Genomic DNA, 17,140 nt, shown 5'->3' with positions numbered 1-17,140 from the left:
GTTAAAAAAAGACGCAACTTGTCGATAATATTTACACAAAATAAATTTGCCAAGCTTTTGTTTTATAATAAAGCTTTCTATTTCAAGGTGTTATCTTCTGGCATGTCTTATGCTAATGGCCGTGCAAAAACATGCAGGAGAACTCGCAATGACATCCGCCCCCTTCAAGATTTTCATGGCTTTATGCCTGGCCATACTTTGTGCAAACCCGGCTTCCGCCGCTCAGATCACCCAGTGGGAATACACGATTTCCTACGAATTCTATGATTACTGGAACCAGGAAGGCACTCAGGACGGCCTCACTTCCAGCAGCTTTACCAACGGATCGGGAGAAGTCGTGAACTCCTTGAGCTGGGGCGATGAGGGCCAAAGCTCCATCGGCTTCATCACCAAGACCGGCACGTTGAACACCGGCGCCACCGCCGAAATCGAAAACCACATGTATCACGACAACAGGTCCATTCGCGGAGACTACTTCCTCCAAGGCGGCATGATGGCCGCCAACCTGACGTTGCAGGGGATCGACCCGGTCACGGGTTCCGAGGCCTCCTTCAACACTGTTCTCGAATTCATGTTCTTTGAAACCGACAACAGCCACCCCTTCAACCCTGCGCGCAACAACGATGTGTTTGTCCTGGTCAACCCCGAAGCCTCTGTTGAGGACTTTACCTACATGGGGTATAATTACACCTTCGCTTTCACGAGCGGCCTCGGCCTGCTCGACATGGAGAGCCTGGCGGGAATGGATTACAACGGCTCTACCGTGCTGCAAACCCTTGAAGACATGGGCTATGGGGAAGTGACTTATCGGAATTTCCTATGGTGGGCCTTTGAGAACGGATGGGTCGCCGATCCGGAGTTCAACCTCTTTGGCTGGACCACCGTGGAAGACGCGACCACCTACGCCGGCTCCGCGCTGACCGTTGTCTCCAACGGCCCGGTTCCCACTCCGGAACCGTCCACCTTTGCCATCCTCGGCCTCGGCCTCGTCGGCCTGGCCTTTGTGAGCCGCCGTATGCGCCAGTAACGCCAACCGGACTGCCAACTACAACCCCGCATCTTCGGATGCGGGGTTTTTTTATGGACTATCATTTTACCTCCCCGCTTTCACGGCAGGCCGCCCCCAAGAGGGAAAAAAACCGCGCCGAAGGCGCATATATGGGATGCAAGGGTGCGAGCCCTTGCCCGCCGGAGGCGAAATCACCCGGCTATCGCAGCAAAGCGGCTTTCAACGCCTGACTTTCGTCTTCGCGGCCGGTCAGCGGACCTCGACCCTATCCTTGAGGCCGTACTTGAGGAGCAGATGATCGAGCTGGCCGGTGGTGCGCATAATATGCATTCCCTCGTCCAGTATGCCCGCCAGGAGCACAGACCGTGGACGGTTGGCCGGAGACAGGCCGAAATACAGCTCATGGCAGCCGTCCCGGCTGCACCCGGCCATGTATACCTTGCCTTCGAGACCGGCCAGCCGGGCGTAATAATCGACCACGGCGCTGCAACCGGGAATGGTCTGGACGCGGCCCTCTGCGAGCATGGCCAGCATTCGGGCAAAGGCGTCCCCGCCGTGCAGGGCGTGGAACCGGCCGGGGTGGCGGCCCAAGTCATCCTCGAACCACTGCGGATAATCGTAGCCCTGGACGAATCCGGTGACCACTTCGGCCAGGGAATCGGGACCGGCGAACCGCCAATCCCGATCCAATGTGAAGAAGCACAGGTCGGCCCGCCCCAAAGGGGTCCCGGGAAACACGAGTTCGGGAAGATTGTCCCGGGTCGCGCAGACGAGAATGTCCGCCCGGCCCGACAACACCTCATGCATCGCCCGCTTCCAGGGCAGCTCGCGGTACTCCACGTTGAATCCCCGCTCTTCGAGCACGGAACGCAGGACCTCAACGGCGTAGCCCTCCCGGTTGGAATTAGGCTCACCGGTGTAGGGCATCCAGCTATCCGAAACCGCCACCACACGCTCCAATCCGGCCGCCGGACGCGGCCACAAGATCGGAGCAAACAGGCAACAGGCCAAAAGGCAGACCAGGCAACGCCCCCGAAGGCTGAATTTCCCATCCATTGTCGGCATATCCTTCGAGCCTGCGCGGGAAAGCCCGCAGGACTACTTCACCACCAGCACGGGCTTGGACGTGATCTGGAGCACCTTGTGGGTGACGGAGCCGAGGAACAGGCCTTCCAGGTCGGACTTGCCCTTGGAGCCCATGACGATGACGTCGCAACGCTCATTGTCGGCCACGTTGGCGATGACGTCGGCCACGTCCCCGCCCACGACCAGCTCCTGGAAATCCACCTTGGCGTTGGACAGCCTGGCGCGGTAATGGGCCATGATGTCCTCGGCGTTCCGGTTCAGGTATTCGAGCAGTTCGTTGGCGTTGGGCTGCCCCAGGGCCGTGGGCACGGTCCGGCGCACGTTGAGCAGGATGACGGTCCCCCCGCTCCCGGCCAGCTCGATGGCCATGTCGGCGGCCGCATCGGACAGCCGCGAACCGTCGACCGGAAGAAGAATTCGGGAAATGTTCATGAGTCCGCTCCTTTGCATTTGGCGTTCAGGGCGCGCCTTCAATGAAGCACGCGACCCAAGGCTACACCATGGAGCCAGGCGCTGCCAACACGATTGTACAATCAATCGATCGATGTCAGGCCCATGAAGGCGAGCACGGCGGGGTCCCTTTCCGGTCCGTCGCCATCGACGACCACGGTCCGCGCGTCCGGCTGGAGCACGCCGAGATCGCGGTAAAAGGACTCGGCCCGGCCGGAGCGGAAGCATATTCCGTCGCAGGAACGAAACCCGGCCCGGAGCATGGGTTTGGCCAGAGCGGAGAACAGCCGCCCCTTGAGCCCGCCGTCGGCAAAGGCGGTCCCCGGCCCGTCCGCCAACGCGAAGACCTTCTTCTCCTCGCCCACCCAGGCCATGCGCGCGGCCAGGGAGCCGTAAACCATCGGCTTGAGGCCCGCGGACAGGACCAGATCGGGCCGGATGCGGAACAGGACCTGCTTGAGATGAAGCAGCGTGCCGATGTCGCTCACCGGCGTCAGTCCGCCCGGCGCGAGGGGATACATGGCGTATTCCGCGCCCAGGGACTCGAAACCGTCGGCGACGTCCGGCCCCCCGGCCGGAGCCACGGCGTTGACCTCATGCCCGAGGGAAACCATGGACGACAGCAGCGAACCGCAACCGGCCAGCAGGACCTCGGCGTCTTCATGGATGACGGCGATCTTCATGGGATTGCTGTAACAGACGATTTGCGTTTTGAAAACAGGGACCTACCAGATGGCTTCGCCCAGGGTTCCGCGCATCTCGTAGGGGAAAGTCTCTCTGCCCACGGTCATGTCCCCCTTGAGATCGAACCGCGTCCGGAAGAAATCGTCCGGATCAATGACGGCCGTTCCCGAGGATTTGTAGTTCAGGGGCAGGCGCATGGAAAAATCGCGCACGTTCATGTTCACGTTCTCGATTTCAGAGGTGAACGCGAGGTCCTCGATAACCTTGCCGCCGGGCAGCACCAGTTGCGCCGAACGCACGTCCATCCAGCCTTTCCTGGGCAGCCGCGCCCCTTCGGGCAGGAACAGGCTGCCCGAGGCGTGCACCACCCCTTTCAGGTCGCTGTTGCCGAGCAGGTAAGTCAGGTCCATGTCTCCCTCGAAATCGAACACCCCGTTGGAAAACAGCTCCAGGAGGCACTGCGCGCCGCCGGTGTCGAGCCTGACCCTGGCCAAGGGCGACAAGCCCACCGTCACATAGGCGTGTTCGAAATGAAGCCTGCCGGGGGTCTGGGCCGCTGAAATCTTGAAATCGCGAACCCGGAAGCCGAACGGCCCGTCGCGGTCGATGGAGCTCCAGGTCAGCCCCACCGCGGGCATGTTCGCATCCAGACGGGTCAGGGCCGACGCCCATACCTTGCCCCAAGGCGTGAACAACGCCACTCCCAGGGCGAACCCGAGGCTCATCAGCACCAAACGGGCCAGAATGCGGCCGGGAAGTGACGAGTGTTTCGAATTGGGCGCGGCCATGGACTACCTCGCCAACACGAGGAGCAGGTCGGCCAGGCGGGGCTCCTCAAGGTTGCGGGTCAACTTGAACTCGGGCGTCTGAAGACCGGCCCTGTCGCGCACGTCCTGCAAAAAATCCGCGAGCATTATGACGGTAAGACCTTCCAGGGCCACCCGCACCCCTTCCTGATTCTCCGCCGGACGCGTGGCGTAAATGGATCGCACGTAATCGTTCAGGGACCGGTCGTCCAAAATGCGCCGGACCGCGTCCTCGGGGGACAACTGGACCAAATCCCCCTGCTCGGCCCGAAGGGTGTGGATCTCCTGCACCAGCGGGACCACCAGCCCGTACTGCGCCTTCTGCTCCTTGATCTGCTGGCCGAGCGAGCCGGTGAACAGATTCGCGCCCACGAAGACCGCAAAGAACGCCCCGGCCGCCATGAACAGAACGTACTTGAACAGCCGCTCCTGCGAGGCAGGAGGCCAGCCGCTCCAGGGATATGTTGCGCGTTTCCGGGCCATGCTACTTGGGCTCCACGTTCAGGCTGAAGGATACGCCACCGCCCAGCTCGACTATCTTGTAAACGGAAAAAAGGTATCGGTCGTCGTCGGACAGCTTCTCCGCGTACCGCAGGAATCCGGCCTCGTCGCCGCTGAAAAAGCCCCGCACCCGTCCACGGGAGCCGGTCAGATCCACCATGTCCACACGGACCCCCTGGCTCTCGGGCAGGCTCAGGCCCGCCAGCACGGCCAACGGGTCCAGGCCTATGCGCCGGGACGCCAGCAGCTTGCCGTGTTCGAATTGCAGCCGACCGAAGGGAGAGCCGCCGATATCCGGTCCGAGCACGGACCTGTACAGCTTGTCGGTCTCCTCGCGAATCCGCTCAAGCTGGGCGTAGTGCAGGTAATAGCGCACGCCCTGGCCGCCGAGGAACAGGCCGCCGATGACCAGCACCCAGACCAGGTTCCTGAGAAACCGTCTGGAGGCCTTGCCCGCCCTGTATTCCGGCGCCCCACCGGCGCTTTGCTGCTTCGTGGATGTCGTCATGATGCCTGTCCCGGATCATTACGTGAAAGCCCTGTGCCGGGCAAGACGCCCGCCGACTTCAAACGCGCGGACGCCGGACGAACCGCACGGCCGGGCCGCAGGGTTTGTCCGGCGCGCCGCATTGCCGCTCCGGCGAAAGGTTCCAGGAAACCGGCTACAGGGACGCCGCCGCCTTTTCCACGGATTCCCTGAACCCGTCGCGGGCGGCCCTGATCTTTGCGGCCAGTTCCTCGTCGTGCAGGGCCAGAATCTGCGCCGCCAGCCAGGCCGCGTTCTTCGCGCCCACCTTGTCCAGGGCCAGGGTGCCCACCGGGAATCCCGGAGGCATCTGCACAGTGGCCAGCAGCGCGTCCATGCCGCCCAGCGCCGAGGCCGACAGCGGCACGCCCAGCACCGGCCGGGTGGTCTTTGCCGCGACCGCGCCTGCCAGGTGCGCGGCCAGGCCCGCCGCACAGATGAACACCTGCGCCCCGTCGGCCTCGAATTCCTCCACCAGCCTGGCGGTGCGCTCCGGCGTGCGGTGAGCCGACGAAACCGTGAACACATGGTCCACGCCAAGCTCCTTGAGAAGGTCCGAACACGGACGCATCTTTTCCTCGTCCGAGATCGACCCCATGAAAATAACAACCTGCGGCATCTTCATGCTCCTTCAACGCCTCCGGCGGCCGGAGGAAGCGGAGAGGGAAACCCTTGTCGCGGGGCTCCCTCTCCACTTCCACCGACCTCATCCCTTCTCCCCCGCCAGGCGTTTTCGGGGTCGCTCCATGAAGGGCGTGCCGGAAGGTGTCCTGTTATAATTACGAAATCCCGGGGCTCGCGCCCCTGCGCAATCCGGCCGGGCATCCGCTCCCGGCCCCCCCCCTTCCGTCGGCGCAACGCCGAAAATTCCGAGGGGGAGCGCAAGGGGGAAACTTCCGAAAAAGTTTCCCCCTTGCCTTTCTTCCAGATTATTTGGCGCGTTTCAAGCCTTTGGCGGCTATGTCGCGGCGATAAAAACTCTTGTCGAAGCGGACCTTGGCCACGGCCTCATAGGCCCGTTCCCGTGCGGCGGCCAGATCGTCGCCCAGGGCGGTGACGCAGAGCACGCGCCCGCCGGAAGTGACGATCTTCCCGTTCTCCAGCCGGGTGCCCGCCTGGAAGACCTTGACTCCTTCCATGGCGTCGGCCTCGTCGATGCCGGTGATCTCCATGCCCTTGGGATAGGAGCCGGGATACCCCTCGGCGGCCATGACGACGCCGCAGGCGGTCTGCGGGGTGGACCGAACCTCGACCTGGTCGAGCTTGCCGTCGATGCAGGCGAACATGATCTCAAGCAGGTCGGTCTCCAGGCGCATGAGCAGGGGCTGGCATTCGGGGTCGCCGAAACGGACGTTGTATTCGAGCACGCTGGGGCCGTTCTCGGTGTACATCAGTCCGGCGTAGAGCACGCCCTTGAACGGCTCGCCCTTGGCGGCCAGGTGACGCAGGATGGGCCTGATGCACAATTCGGCGGTCTCGGCGTATTTTTCCTTGGGCAGGATGGGGGCCGGGGAATAGGCGCCCATGCCGCCGGTGTTGGGGCCGGTGTCGCCGTCAAAGGCGGCCTTGTGGTCCTGGCTGGACGGGAGCATGGCGTAGTTCACGCCGTCGCAGAAGCAAAGGAAGGAGGCTTCCTCGCCCTTGAGGGTCTCCTCGATGACCACGCGTTCCCCGGCGGCGCCGAAGACCTTCTTGACCATCATCTGATCCAGGGCCTCCAGCGCCTCTTCCTCGGTGGAAGCCACGACAACGCCCTTGCCCGCGGCCAGGCCGTCGGCCTTGACCACGATGGGCGCGCCCTTCTCCCTGATGAAGGCGACGGCGTCCTCGTATTCGTCGAACACGCGGAAAGGCGCGGTGGGTACGCCCGCCTCGGCCATGACGTTCTTGGAGAACGCCTTGGAGCCTTCCAAATTGGCGGCAAAAGCGTTGGGGCCGAAGCAGGGGATGCCCTCCTGCCTGAGCGCGTTTTCAAGGCCGAGCACCAGCGGCAGCTCGGGTCCGGCCACCACGAGGTCGACTTCCTCGTCCCTGGCCAGGGCCACCAGGGCCGGAATGTCGTCGTCCTTGACGTCTATATTCTCGCCCACCTGGGCGGTGCCGCCGTTGCCCGGGGCGCAAAGGACGGTCTCCACTTTAGGGTTCTGAGCCAGCTTCCAGCACAGGGCGTGCTCACGGCCTCCGGAACCGACAACCAAAATCTTCATCGTTCCCCTCCAGTCTGTTTTCGGGATGTTCACGGTGTAAGGAAAATCGCGCCATTTTTCAAGGATTATGGACGACGGGTTCCTGCCCGCCATGCCGCGCCCCCATTAGCTTTCCGGGAAAGGAACGGGGTCGGACCGGCAAAAAACGCTCCACCCTGTTGACGAAAAATGCAACTCGTCGTAATGGCTAAGGTAATCCCGCACTCCCTGCGGCGAAACCGTGAGGGGCCGGGACGCGGAAATGGTGCGGGGAAGAACAGCCTTCGAGCCCTCGGCACGAAGACCCAAGATCGGCAACCTTCCCCGTTCGCTGGATTACTTTTGTTGGAGCCTCATCGTCATGAAAAGCATTTATGTCGGCAACATTCCCTTCGGCGCAACCGAGAACGACGTGCGCGACCTGTTCGCGTCCCACGGCACCGTCTCTTCCGTAAAACTTATTCAGGATCACGAAACCGGCCGCTTCCGCGGTTTCGGATTCGTGGAGATGGCGGACGCGGACGCTGCCGCGGCCATCGAGGCCCTGGACGGCTATCAGATGTCCGGACGCCCCCTGAAGGTCAACGAAGCCAAACCGCGCGCCCCCCGCCCCAGGTCCTGACCCGGTTCGGATACAGCTCGCCGCTCCCGGACGGCCCGCCGCCCGGGGTCTGGTCATGCGCCCGGACGCGATCCCCGCGCCCGGACTCGCGCCGCGCGCCCCGTCACCGGGCTTCGCGCCGCTTGCTCAGGACGTCCTCCGCCCCCTTGTAGGCCGCGTAGCACATCAAAACCTGGGCCACATAAGCCGTGGTCTCCCGGCCGATGAGGTCGTAGGCGGCCCACTCCGAGTTGCCGAACCAGAGGTTGGGATCAAGCCCCATCTCCTCCGCCCGCCTCCGCACCTGGGATATCCGGTTGGGACCGGCGTTGTACGCGGCCAGGGCGAAATCCATCCTCGCGTCCGGAGCCGCGTCCGCGAAATAGTTGTCCGTCAGGTAGCGCAGATACTTGACCCCGGCGTGGATATTGTTCTCCAGGGTGGACACATCCGGAATGCCCACCTCCGACCAGGCGGCGGTCGACGGCTTGATCTGCATGACGCCCACCGCCCCGGCCCGGCTTTTCAGGCTCATGTCGAAACGCGACTCCCTGTAGGCCAGGGCCGCGATCTTGAGCCAATCGAAATCGTACATCTCCGCATACTTGCGGAACAGGTCGGCCATGGGCCGAAGCTTGCCGATCTCCACCGGAGCGGTCGGGTCCCCGATGAAGCCGCCGTCCCCCTCGTAGTAACGCTTAAAGAGCATGTTGCCGAGCAGGGTCCCCTGGCGCACGGTGGCGGCGAATTCGGAAAGACTCCTGCGCAGTTCGGGACAGTCCTTTCGCACGGCCCAGGCGAGCGCGCCGCCGGAATGGACAAACGCGTCAGGATACAATCGCAAATCGGGATAGACCTTTTCCCACTGCCTGGCCAAAAACTCGTCGGCCACGGTGTAGGGAAGCATCCCCCTGGCGACCATCTCCAGCAGGTCCTCGGTGGCCAGGTAGGCGTCGGCCTCCCTGACGCGCACCGCCGCTTTCCCCTGCTTCTTCAGGGCCGCATTCAGGGCCGCCAGGTGTTCGGCATAGCTCGATCCCCTCAACACCGTCACCTTGAGGCCCGACAACGCCTCAGCCGATGCCGGTTCCCGGCTCCCGGGGCCGCCGACAACGATCTCCCGAATCCCGGTGCGGTACGGCTCGGAAAAAGCCGCCTCCTTTTCCCTCTCGGCGGTCACGGTCAGGGCGGCCGCCGCGATATCTCCCCGCCCCTCCCGCAGAGCCGAAAACAACTCATTGAAGGGCACCGGCACGAAAACAACCCGAACCTTATCCTTCCCGTGGGATTTGCCCAGATAGTCGGCGTAGGCGTGCATATTGTCCGCTTCAAGGCCCCGCATCTCGCCTTCCTTCATGAAGAAGTTGGTCCGGTTGTAGACCACCAGCACCCGGATTGGACGGCGCTTCTCAATGAGCTGCGGAAGGTCCCCCTTCCACGCCATCTGCACCCGTTCCCCGACAGGCTTCCTCGGCTCGGCGCTCCATGCCGGAACGGCCCACCCCGCCAGCGCAAGGCACGCCATGCACCCGAAGATCACCGCCCGGAACCGGCTCGACACGTCTTTCTGCCCTCCGCGGACGGCTGCGCGGGACAACGCCTCCGGCTCCAACCGCCTATGCGGCCAGTAGATTCCGTGGCGGATTCCCCTTCCTGACATGGTGGCTGATTCGATCATGGGGCTCCTTGGCTGGAGGATCGGAAACAACGGACAAAAGCCTGGGACTGTCTTCTTTTCTACCTTTTTGCCCGTGCCGTGGCAACAACGCCGATTTCCTGTTGACAACTCCTTTCAAATCAGGAATGATTCTTGATATCAAATGAGCAAGGGAGCATTTCAATGAAAGATAAAGTTCTGAAAGCCATGCGGGAAGCCGGAAAGCCGGTTCGTCCCGGCGACATCGCCAAAGTTCTCGATGTGGACGGCAAAGAAGTTTCCAAGGCCATAAAGACCCTCAAGGAAGAAGGGAGCGTGGTTTCACCCAAGCGGTGCTACTACGAACCTGCCTAGATAACCGATAGTCACACCCTCTGCCTTACCTCCTCTTGATGATGAAGCCCCGGTCTCTTCCCCCGAGACCGGGGCTTCCCGTTTCCGGAGGCTGCGCATTCCTCCCGGCCTGGCTGTTGTTCATGGAAGGAGGGGAAAAATACAGGGGTGGAAGCCGCTTCGCGGCGATGATCGGGTAATTTCGCCTCCGGCGGGCAAGGGCTCGCACCCTTGCATCCCATGTATGCGCCTTCGGCGCGGCGTTTCGTTCTGTGGTGGTCCGCCGCGAGTGCGGAGGCGGGATCAAAGCGGCTCCCGCTCTTTTGATTTCCTGAAGACAGAATTAGGCGTTGGAAGCCGCTTCGCGGCGATGATCGGATGATTTCGCCTCCGGCGGGCAAGGGCTCGCACCCTTGCATCCCATATATGCGCCTTCGGCGCGGCGTTTCGTTCTGTGGTGGGCCGCCGCGAGTGAAGGGGTGAATTCTGGACTCGAAAAAAACCGCCGGGCCTCAAGTGAGGGCGGCGGTTATCGAACGAGAAACGGAAAAACAGAACTAGCTTACGGAATCGGACATGGCCAGCCGAATGCCCAGGCCGACGAACAGTGTGCCTGCGGCGCGCTTGGCCCAGGTGCCAAAAGAGCCGTTCTTGCCGAGCTTGGCGGAAACGCGTGCGGCCGACCAGGCATAGGCGAGATTGACCAGGGTGCCGGTGCAGGTGAAGACCATGCCCAGCAGAAGGAAGGCGAGCGGCTTGTTGGGGGCGTCCACGGACACGAACTGGGGAAGGAAAGCCATGAAGAACAGGGCCACCTTGGGGTTGAGGGCGTTGGTCCAAAATCCCTGGGCGTAGACCTTGCTCGCCTTCACCCGGAAGAATTCATCATTCTCCTCGCCGCCGCCGTTGCCGTTCTTGCGCCACATGGAGATGCCCACCCAGATAAGATAGGCAGCGCCCACGTACTTGACTACGGTAAAGGCCATAGCCGAGGTGGCGAGAATGGCGGACAACCCCAGCGCGGCGGCGAAAACGTGAACGAAACAGCCCGTGCACACACCGAAGGCGGCCACGGAACCCATCTTCCAGCCATGGGAAGCGCCCCTGCTGACGACATAAAAGACATCCTGGCCCGGAGTGATGTTCAAGAGCAGACCGGAAAGGACGAAAAGAAGGAAGTCATGGACGCCGAACATGGCTAGTCTCCTGTCGTTTTGACCGTGGATGCGACGGGCATGGGAAAATACGCGTCGTATGCCCAGTTGTATATATAAGCGTAAACCAGGAAAAAGACGGCGAAACCTACTTCCGTGAGGAACCCGGCCCACAGGGAAAGATCAAGCCACCAGGCCACGAAGGGCACGGTCAGCAGCATGAGGCTCGCCTCGAAAAGCACGGCGTGCACGGCGCGCAGCCAGGGCGGACGCACATTCACCGGATGGCCCAAGCTTTCAAGCACGTGATCGAAAGCCAGGTTGAACAAGTAGTTGCAGACCATGGCTGTAAGAGAAATTATCATGGTCATGACGCCCACGCGAAAAAAATCGCGGCCGAGCGCCCAGGAGGCCAGGGGCGTACAGGTGACGAGGCCGATGACCTCGAAGAGTATGGTATGGCGGAGCCTATCCGCAGGAGTTCGCATGGCCCAGGTGAATACACCCGCTCGAACCGCTTGTCCATGCGAACGCCCGGCCCAGGCCTGATAATGGCAACTCGGGCCGCCGCTTACCTCTACCCGCACTCCGCCCAGCCTCCCCCCTTCCCTTCCCCGTTCGCTGCCGCCGAATATTTTTTTGGGCATATGCTCATTTTTGCTCTTGACTCCTCAACATCCGAGCGTATCTTCATTTGTGTAACTGTTCATACGAGTGAGGGCCAATGGGAAGACGAAAGATCAGGCGGACCGTGCAGCAGGAACCCGGTGCGACGCATTACAAGCCGCAGGGCATCCCCATGCACGAGTTGCAGACCGCGACCCTGACCCTGGAAGAGCTGGAAGCGCTTCGGCTGGCCGACGCGCAGGGGCTTACCCAGGAGGAGGGCGCACAGGCCATGGGCGTATCCAGGGCCACTTTCGGCAGGGTTCTCGGCTCGGCGCGGCACATTGTTGCCACGGCGCTGGCCGAGGGGCACGCCATCCGTATCGATGGCGGCCACTACACCCTTGCCGGTGACGCCTGGGAATGCCCCAAAAAGTCACGGGGCGAATCGTCCCAAACACTTGGAGATGACAGTATGCCAGGAATGGACGGAACCGGACCGCGCGGCGCAGGCGGCGGCGGACGGTGCATGGGCGGCCGCGGCCGTGGAATGGGTCGCGGAATGGGTATGGGCCAGGGCCGCGGAATGGGCGGTCAGGGCGCAGGAATGAGCCAAGGCGCAGGAATGGGCCAGGGCCGCGGAGCCGCCGCAGGTTCCGGAACACAACAGCAAATCAAGGACGCAACCATGAGCAGAATAGCAGTAACCACCGAAGGCCCCACCCTGGACGACCGCGTTGATCCCCGTTTCGGACGGGCGGGCGGCTTCGCCATCGTGGACCCGAAAACCATGACCGTGGTCCAGTACGTGGACAACGGCGGTTCCCAGGCCATGGCCCAGGGCGCGGGCATCCAGGCCGCCGAAAACGTGGCCAACGCCGGAGCCAAGGTGCTGCTGACCGGCTACGTCGGCCCCAAGGCGTTCACCGCCCTTCAGGCCGCGGGCATCAGCATCGGCCAGGACGTGGACAACATGACCGTTCGCGAAGCGGTCGAGAAATACATGGCGGGCCAGGTCAACATGGCCGACGCCCCCAATGCGCAGGCCGGAGGCAACAAGTGATCTACGCCGTCGCAAGCGGCAAGGGCGGCACGGGCAAGACCACTGTGTCTTCATCCCTGGCCGCCCTTTGGGACGGACCCGCCACCCTCGTGGACCTCGATGTGGAGGAACCCAACCTCCACCTCTTCCTCAAGCCCGAGCTGACCGACGTCGCCAAGGCATGGATCGAGGTTCCCGAGGCCGACGAGTCCAAGTGCACCCGATGCCGGGCCTGCGCCGAGTTGTGCCAGTTCAAGGCCATCACGGTCATGGCCGACACCCTGCTCGTCTTCCCGGAAATGTGCCACGGATGCGGCGGCTGCCTGGCCGTCTGCCCCGAGGGCGCGCTCTTCCCGGGCCGACGCGAACTGGGCGAAATCTGCAAGGGCACCGCCGGGCGGCACGACTTCGTCATGGGGCGGCTGCGCGTTGGCGAGGCCATGAGCCCGCCGCTCATGCGCCAGATCCGCCACCTCTTCCCCGAACTGAAAAAACGGGGCGACATCATCATCGACGCCCCTCCCGGCGTGAGCTGCCCGGCCATCGCGGCCGTGACCGACGCGGACTGCATCGTCCTCGTCACCGAGCCCACCCCCTTCGGATTCCATGACTTCAAGCTCGCCTGGGAAGCCTTCACCCCGCTGAACAAGCCCATGGGCGCGGTCATCAACAGGTCCGACCTCGGCGATACCGCCGTGCGCGACTTCTGCCGCGAGAACAACATCCCGGTCTGGGCCGAAATCCCCTACTCCCGCGACATCGCCGAAGCCTACTCCAGAGGCGAGGTCGTCGCGGACGCGCTCACCGAACTGGAGCAAACCTTCGTCGATCTGCGCGGACACATGCGCGCCGCGGCGGCAAAGGGAGGCGAATCATGCGCGAAATAGTAGTCATCAGCGGCAAGGGCGGCGCGGGCAAGACCTCCATCGCCGGGGCGTTCGCCCATCTCGCGGACAACGCCATTCTCTGCGATCTCGACGTGGACGCCCCGGACCTGCATCTGCTCCTCGACCCGCAGCTCAAGTCGGAAAAAGCCTTCAACTCCGGCCACGAGGCGGTTATCGACCCGGATCGCTGCATCGGCTGCGGCCAGTGCGCCGAGCTGTGCCGGTTCGACGCCGTGCGCGAAGCGGGCGACGTTTACCAGGTCGATTCCCTGGCCTGCGAAGGATGCAAGGTCTGTGTCGCTCTCTGCCCGGAAAAGGCCATCGACTTCCCGGAAAAGCACTGCGGACAATGGTACGTCTCCGACACCCGGTTCGGCCCCATGGTCCACGCCCAGCTCTTCCCCGGCGAGGAAAACTCCGGCCGCCTGGTCACCCTGCTCAAGCAGCAGGCCAGGGCCATCGCCGAAGAACAGGGACTCAACCTCGTGCTCTGCGACGGCACTCCCGGCATCGGCTGCCCGGTGATAAGCTCCATGGCCGGAACCGACCTGGCCGTCATCGTCACCGAGCCGACCCCGTCCGGACTGCACGACCTCAAGCGCGTGGCCGAACTCTGCGACCGCTTCCGTACCAAGGTCGCCGTGCTGGTCAACAAATGGGACATCAACCCGGACATGACCGAAGAAATCGAAAAGTGGAGCGTCGGCAAGGGCTATACCCTGGCCGGACGGTTCCCGCACGACCGCGCCGTGGTCGACGCCATGCTCGAACGAAAGGTCCTCACCGAGACCGACAACCCGGAGCTTTCCGAAACCCTCAAGACGTCCTGGGCCGGGGTCCTGGCCCTTTTGGATACATGCAATTAACTTATTTGTAAGGAGTTTTTACAGTGAATACGCGTATTGCAATTCCGTCCGCCGCTCCCGGCGGCATGGACGCCTCCATCGATGCCCACTTCGGCCATTGCGCCATGTACACCCTGGTCGACATCGAAGACGGCGCAGTGAAAGAGGTCTCCGTGGTCCCGAGCTGCCCCCACGTTCAGGGCGGCTGCATGGCCCCGGTGAACTACCTGGCCGACAACAAGGTCCAGGCCCTCATCTCCGGCGGCATGGGTATGCGCCCGCTCATGGGCTTCAACCAGGTCGGCATCCAGGTCTACCACGGCTCCGGCGCACCCACCGTGCACGCCGCCATCGAGGCGTTCCTGCATGACTCCCTGCCGGTCTTCACCGTGGAGCAGACCTGCGGCGGCGGACACTAACATGTCCATTGTGCTGGCAACCACCCGCCCGGACGAGCTGGCTGCCTTTTCCAAGGCCCTGGCCGACAAGACCGGACAGGACGTGGACGTGGCTTCCTCCGGAGCCGCTGCCCTGGAATGGGTGTCCGCCAAGTCCCCGGCGCTCGTGGTCATCGACGAGAACCTGCCCGACCACAAGCCCCTCGACCTGGTCCGCGAAATCCTCATGGTCTCGGCCATGACCCTCACCGCCGTCATCACCACCATGAGCGAAGAGGATTTCCACGAGGCGGCCGAAGGATACGGCGTCCTCATGCCCCTGCCCGCCAACCCCGCCGCCCAGGACGGCACCGAACTCGCCAACCGCCTGTCCGGTGTCTAGCCCCCGACGGATGATCGAATGAAAAAGTCCCCGCACAACAGTGCGGGGACTTTTTTTGCCTCCGGCGGCCGGGGGGAAGAGGAGAGGGAAACCCTTTGAAAAGGGCTTTCCCTCTCCTCTTCCCCCCGGACCCACTATCTCCTCTCCCTTCCTAAACTTTTTATCGCCGCTTCGCGGAGAAACACTATTTCACGTTTTCAAGGCATCCAATGAAAAACAAGCAGAAACTAAACTGAACCTGTTGGGTCAGTTTAGTTTAGCCGTGCTAGTGCGCGCCTGCCGAAGGCACACAAAAAGTTTGGGAAAAGGGAGGGATGGGGGTCTGGGGGAAGGGAGGGAAATAACCCTTTTCAAAGGGTTTTTCCCTCCCTTCCCCCAGCCGCCGGAGGCACCCTCAAGCGGTGCCTTCGCGGTCCATGCTTCGATAATTGATGGCCTCGGCCAGGTGATCGGCGCGGATGGTGTCGTCTCCGGCGAGGTCGGCGATGGTGCGGGATATGCGCAAGACGCGGGTATAGGCGCGGGCCGAGAGGCCCAGGCTTTCCACGGCCTGCCGCAGGAAACGGTGTTCAGCCTCGCTCAGGGCGCAGAACTCTTCCAGGGCCGCGCCGTCCAGCTCGGCGTTGAGGCTGAAGTGTCGGCCTTCGTATCGTTCCGCCTGGATGCGCCGTGCCGAGAGAATATGGCCGCGCATGGTGGCGGAGTCCACTTCGGAACGGGCCTGCCGGAGATTCTCGTAGGGGACGGCGGGCACGGACACATGAAGGTCGATGCGGTCGAGCAGCGGGCCGGAGATTCTGCTCCGGTAGCGTTGCACGGCCAGGGGCGTGCAGGTGCACGGGTGCATTTCGTCCGACAGATAGCCGCACGGACAGGGGTTCATGGCGGCGACGAGCATGACGTCGGCCGGGTATTTGAGCGTCATGAGGGAACGGGAGATGGAAACTTCGCCGTCCTCCAGCGGTTGGCGCAGAACTTCGAGCACGGATTTCTTGAACTCGGGCATCTCGTCGAGGAAGAGGACGCCCCGGTGCGCAAGGGAGGTCTCGCCGGGCTGGGGGTAGCGGCCCCCGCCCACAAGGCCCACATCCGAAATGGTATGGTGCGGGGTGCGGAAGGGCCGGGTGACCATGAGCGCCCGGTCCGCCGGAAGCAGCCCTGCCACGGAGTATATCTTGGTGACCTCCAGGGCCTCTTCAAAACCGAGGGGCGGAAGCACCGTGGGAATGCGCTTGGCGAGCATGGTCTTGCCCGAACCGGGAGGACCGATGAAAAGCATATTGTGCCCGCCCGCCGCGGCAATCTCGATGGCCCGCTTGGCGTGCTCCTGGCCCTTGACCTCGCCGAAATCGTTCAAATGGCGGGACCGCTCGTTCCAGAGCGTGTCGATGTCCACCTCGGCGGGCTTGATGGTCTCCTCGCCCAGAAGCATTCGCACCACCTGGCCCAGGTCCGAGGCTCCGAGTACCAGTAAATCCCCCGCCACCGCGCCTTCGCGGCCGTTGGCCTCGGGCACGATGATGCCGCGTCCGCCCTCCTTGCGCGCGGCAAGGGCCAGGGGCAGGACGCCCGGCACGGACTTGAGCTCTCCGCTCAGGGACAATTCCCCGGCCATGAACCAGCCGTCCACGGCCTGCCGGTCGATAACGCCCATGGCGCAGAGAATGCCCACGGCCAGGGGCAGGTCGTAGCCGCTGCCCTCCTTGCGCACGTCCGCCGGAGCCAGGTTCACGACGATTCGGGCGGGCGGCACCTTGAAGCCGCAGTTCTTCAACGCGGAGAAAACTCGTTCCTTGGCCTCGCGTACGGCCCCTTCGGCCAGGCCGACCATGGTGAAACAGGGCATACCGGAGCGGGAAAAGTCGACTTCGAGCTGGACCTTGAAGGCATCGATGCCCATGAGGGCGGCACAGGAGATGGTGGCGATCATGCGGAGTTCCAATGGGATATGCGTATTCGAGTTCCAAATACTTGCATACGTCTCAGA

Annotated in this window: 20 protein-coding genes; 8 read left to right on the top strand and 12 right to left on the bottom strand. The window is 63.0% G+C overall.

The annotated features are described in order from the left end of the window. Window positions 1-148: 148 nt before the first annotated feature. Window positions 149-1,027 (top strand): THxN family PEP-CTERM protein, encoded by an 879-nt coding sequence (locus tag PSN43_RS00900; RefSeq protein WP_272698829.1) that lies wholly within the window; start codon window positions 149-151, stop codon window positions 1,025-1,027. Window positions 1,028-1,258: 231 nt separating this feature from the next. Here the strand turns inward: PSN43_RS00900 and PSN43_RS00895 are convergent, their stop codons facing one another. The 8 genes from PSN43_RS00895 to purD all read right to left on the bottom strand — a co-directional run bounded on the left by PSN43_RS00895 (window position 1,259) and on the right by purD (window position 7,269). Further along, on the bottom strand, window positions 1,259-2,074 hold the full coding sequence (locus PSN43_RS00895) for a substrate-binding periplasmic protein (RefSeq protein WP_272698828.1): 816 nt from the start codon (window positions 2,072-2,074) through the stop codon (window positions 1,259-1,261). 33 nt (window positions 2,075-2,107) lie between these two features. Further along, on the bottom strand, window positions 2,108-2,527 hold the full coding sequence (locus tag PSN43_RS00890) for a universal stress protein (RefSeq protein WP_272698827.1): 420 nt from the start codon (window positions 2,525-2,527) through the stop codon (window positions 2,108-2,110). Between the two features lie 101 nt (window positions 2,528-2,628). After that, a complete protein-coding gene (locus PSN43_RS00885) occupies window positions 2,629-3,228 on the bottom strand; it encodes a glycosyltransferase (RefSeq protein WP_272698826.1) in 600 nt (199 codons plus the stop codon). A gap of 42 nt (window positions 3,229-3,270) precedes the next feature. Then, a complete protein-coding gene (locus PSN43_RS00880; protein ID WP_272698825.1) occupies window positions 3,271-4,017 on the bottom strand; it encodes a hypothetical protein in 747 nt (248 codons plus the stop codon). A 3-nt stretch (window positions 4,018-4,020) separates the two neighbouring features. Continuing rightward, entirely contained in the window at window positions 4,021-4,518 is a 498-nt protein-coding gene (locus tag PSN43_RS00875; RefSeq protein WP_272698824.1) for a hypothetical protein, read from the bottom strand. A 1-nt stretch (window position 4,519) separates the two neighbouring features. After that, window positions 4,520-5,044, bottom strand: a complete 525-nt coding sequence (locus PSN43_RS00870) for a hypothetical protein (protein ID WP_272698823.1) — start codon at window positions 5,042-5,044, stop codon at window positions 4,520-4,522. A gap of 154 nt (window positions 5,045-5,198) precedes the next feature. After that, complete coding sequence (gene purE / locus PSN43_RS00865) at window positions 5,199-5,681, bottom strand: 5-(carboxyamino)imidazole ribonucleotide mutase (protein ID WP_272698822.1); 483 nt, start codon at window positions 5,679-5,681, stop codon at window positions 5,199-5,201. 310 nt (window positions 5,682-5,991) lie between these two features. Beyond that, a complete protein-coding gene (purD, locus tag PSN43_RS00860) occupies window positions 5,992-7,269 on the bottom strand; it encodes a phosphoribosylamine--glycine ligase (protein ID WP_272698821.1) in 1,278 nt (425 codons plus the stop codon). 340 nt (window positions 7,270-7,609) lie between these two features. Between purD and PSN43_RS00855 the strand changes: the two genes are divergently transcribed. Further along, the gene (locus tag PSN43_RS00855) at window positions 7,610-7,870 is read left to right on the top strand and encodes an RNA recognition motif domain-containing protein (protein ID WP_272698820.1); all 261 of its coding nucleotides are present in this window, start codon (window positions 7,610-7,612) and stop codon (window positions 7,868-7,870) included. 103 nt (window positions 7,871-7,973) lie between these two features. Here PSN43_RS00855 and PSN43_RS00850 read toward each other — a convergent pair whose 3' ends face one another. Further along, window positions 7,974-9,527, bottom strand: coding sequence for a transglycosylase SLT domain-containing protein (locus PSN43_RS00850; protein WP_272698819.1), 1,554 nt, complete (start codon window positions 9,525-9,527; stop codon window positions 7,974-7,976). A gap of 162 nt (window positions 9,528-9,689) precedes the next feature. Between PSN43_RS00850 and PSN43_RS00845 the strand changes: the two genes are divergently transcribed. Continuing rightward, window positions 9,690-9,860 carry a transcriptional regulator gene (locus PSN43_RS00845; RefSeq protein ID WP_272698818.1) on the top strand — a complete coding sequence of 57 codons (171 nt, stop codon included), beginning with the start codon at window positions 9,690-9,692 and terminating at the stop codon, window positions 9,858-9,860. 536 nt (window positions 9,861-10,396) lie between these two features. On the opposite strand, the gene PSN43_RS00840 is transcribed toward PSN43_RS00845, so the two are convergent. Together PSN43_RS00840 and PSN43_RS00835 are read right to left on the bottom strand one after the other, a co-directional pair. Next, on the bottom strand, window positions 10,397-11,035 hold the full coding sequence (locus tag PSN43_RS00840) for a LysE family translocator (RefSeq protein ID WP_272698817.1): 639 nt from the start codon (window positions 11,033-11,035) through the stop codon (window positions 10,397-10,399). 2 nt (window positions 11,036-11,037) lie between these two features. Further along, entirely contained in the window at window positions 11,038-11,481 is a 444-nt protein-coding gene (locus PSN43_RS00835) for a PACE efflux transporter (RefSeq protein WP_272698816.1), read from the bottom strand. Between the two features lie 236 nt (window positions 11,482-11,717). Here PSN43_RS00835 and PSN43_RS00830 point away from each other — a divergent pair, with 236 nt between their 5' ends. The 5 genes from PSN43_RS00830 to PSN43_RS00810 are packed head-to-tail and all read left to right on the top strand — an operon-like array spanning window position 11,718 to window position 15,153. Then, entirely contained in the window at window positions 11,718-12,662 is a 945-nt protein-coding gene (locus PSN43_RS00830; RefSeq protein ID WP_272698815.1) for a DUF134 domain-containing protein, read from the top strand. Beyond that, entirely contained in the window at window positions 12,659-13,528 is an 870-nt protein-coding gene (locus tag PSN43_RS00825) for an ATP-binding protein (protein ID WP_272698814.1), read from the top strand. Before PSN43_RS00830 ends, PSN43_RS00825 begins: the two co-directional genes overlap by 4 nt. After that, entirely contained in the window at window positions 13,516-14,394 is an 879-nt protein-coding gene (locus tag PSN43_RS00820; protein ID WP_272698813.1) for an ATP-binding protein, read from the top strand. The genes PSN43_RS00825 and PSN43_RS00820 overlap by 13 nt, the downstream gene beginning before the upstream one ends. Window positions 14,395-14,417: 23 nt before the next feature. Beyond that, the gene (locus tag PSN43_RS00815) at window positions 14,418-14,792 is read left to right on the top strand and encodes a NifB/NifX family molybdenum-iron cluster-binding protein (RefSeq protein ID WP_272698812.1); all 375 of its coding nucleotides are present in this window, start codon (window positions 14,418-14,420) and stop codon (window positions 14,790-14,792) included. A 1-nt stretch (window position 14,793) separates the two neighbouring features. Continuing rightward, window positions 14,794-15,153 carry a response regulator gene (locus PSN43_RS00810; protein ID WP_272698811.1) on the top strand — a complete coding sequence of 120 codons (360 nt, stop codon included), beginning with the start codon at window positions 14,794-14,796 and terminating at the stop codon, window positions 15,151-15,153. A gap of 394 nt (window positions 15,154-15,547) precedes the next feature. Here the strand turns inward: PSN43_RS00810 and PSN43_RS00805 are convergent, their stop codons facing one another. Beyond that, a complete protein-coding gene (locus PSN43_RS00805) occupies window positions 15,548-17,083 on the bottom strand; it encodes a YifB family Mg chelatase-like AAA ATPase (RefSeq protein WP_272698810.1) in 1,536 nt (511 codons plus the stop codon). Window positions 17,084-17,140: the final 57 nt, after the last annotated feature.

The sequence above is a fragment of the Desulfovibrio sp. Fe33 genome, from assembly GCF_028532725.1.
Classification (GTDB): Bacteria; Desulfobacterota; Desulfovibrionia; order Desulfovibrionales; family Desulfovibrionaceae; genus Pseudodesulfovibrio.
The sequence above is the reverse complement of the archived record's forward strand: the minus strand, read 5'-3'. Positions and strand labels throughout refer to the sequence as shown.

What these genes read in the sequence shown, in the direction of transcription:
- PSN43_RS00900 (WP_272698829.1), top strand. Translation starts at nt 149, where the DNA reads ATGACATCCGCCCCCTTCAAGATTTTCATGGCTTTATGCCTGGCCATA.
- PSN43_RS00895 (WP_272698828.1), bottom strand. Translation starts at nt 2,074, where the DNA reads ATGCCGACAATGGATGGGAAATTCAGCCTTCGGGGGCGTTGCCTGGTC.
- PSN43_RS00890 (WP_272698827.1), bottom strand. Translation starts at nt 2,527, where the DNA reads ATGAACATTTCCCGAATTCTTCTTCCGGTCGACGGTTCGCGGCTGTCC.
- PSN43_RS00885 (WP_272698826.1), bottom strand. Translation starts at nt 3,228, where the DNA reads ATGAAGATCGCCGTCATCCATGAAGACGCCGAGGTCCTGCTGGCCGGT.
- PSN43_RS00880 (WP_272698825.1), bottom strand. Translation starts at nt 4,017, where the DNA reads ATGGCCGCGCCCAATTCGAAACACTCGTCACTTCCCGGCCGCATTCTG.
- PSN43_RS00875 (WP_272698824.1), bottom strand. Translation starts at nt 4,518, where the DNA reads ATGGCCCGGAAACGCGCAACATATCCCTGGAGCGGCTGGCCTCCTGCC.
- PSN43_RS00870 (WP_272698823.1), bottom strand. Translation starts at nt 5,044, where the DNA reads ATGACGACATCCACGAAGCAGCAAAGCGCCGGTGGGGCGCCGGAATAC.
- purE (WP_272698822.1), bottom strand. Translation starts at nt 5,681, where the DNA reads ATGCCGCAGGTTGTTATTTTCATGGGGTCGATCTCGGACGAGGAAAAG.
- purD (WP_272698821.1), bottom strand. Translation starts at nt 7,269, where the DNA reads ATGAAGATTTTGGTTGTCGGTTCCGGAGGCCGTGAGCACGCCCTGTGC.
- PSN43_RS00855 (WP_272698820.1), top strand. Translation starts at nt 7,610, where the DNA reads ATGAAAAGCATTTATGTCGGCAACATTCCCTTCGGCGCAACCGAGAAC.
- PSN43_RS00850 (WP_272698819.1), bottom strand. Translation starts at nt 9,527, where the DNA reads ATGATCGAATCAGCCACCATGTCAGGAAGGGGAATCCGCCACGGAATC.
- PSN43_RS00845 (WP_272698818.1), top strand. Translation starts at nt 9,690, where the DNA reads ATGAAAGATAAAGTTCTGAAAGCCATGCGGGAAGCCGGAAAGCCGGTT.
- PSN43_RS00840 (WP_272698817.1), bottom strand. Translation starts at nt 11,035, where the DNA reads ATGTTCGGCGTCCATGACTTCCTTCTTTTCGTCCTTTCCGGTCTGCTC.
- PSN43_RS00835 (WP_272698816.1), bottom strand. Translation starts at nt 11,481, where the DNA reads ATGCGAACTCCTGCGGATAGGCTCCGCCATACCATACTCTTCGAGGTC.
- PSN43_RS00830 (WP_272698815.1), top strand. Translation starts at nt 11,718, where the DNA reads ATGGGAAGACGAAAGATCAGGCGGACCGTGCAGCAGGAACCCGGTGCG.
- PSN43_RS00820 (WP_272698813.1), top strand. Translation starts at nt 13,516, where the DNA reads ATGCGCGAAATAGTAGTCATCAGCGGCAAGGGCGGCGCGGGCAAGACC.
- PSN43_RS00810 (WP_272698811.1), top strand. Translation starts at nt 14,794, where the DNA reads ATGTCCATTGTGCTGGCAACCACCCGCCCGGACGAGCTGGCTGCCTTT.
- PSN43_RS00805 (WP_272698810.1), bottom strand. Translation starts at nt 17,083, where the DNA reads ATGATCGCCACCATCTCCTGTGCCGCCCTCATGGGCATCGATGCCTTC.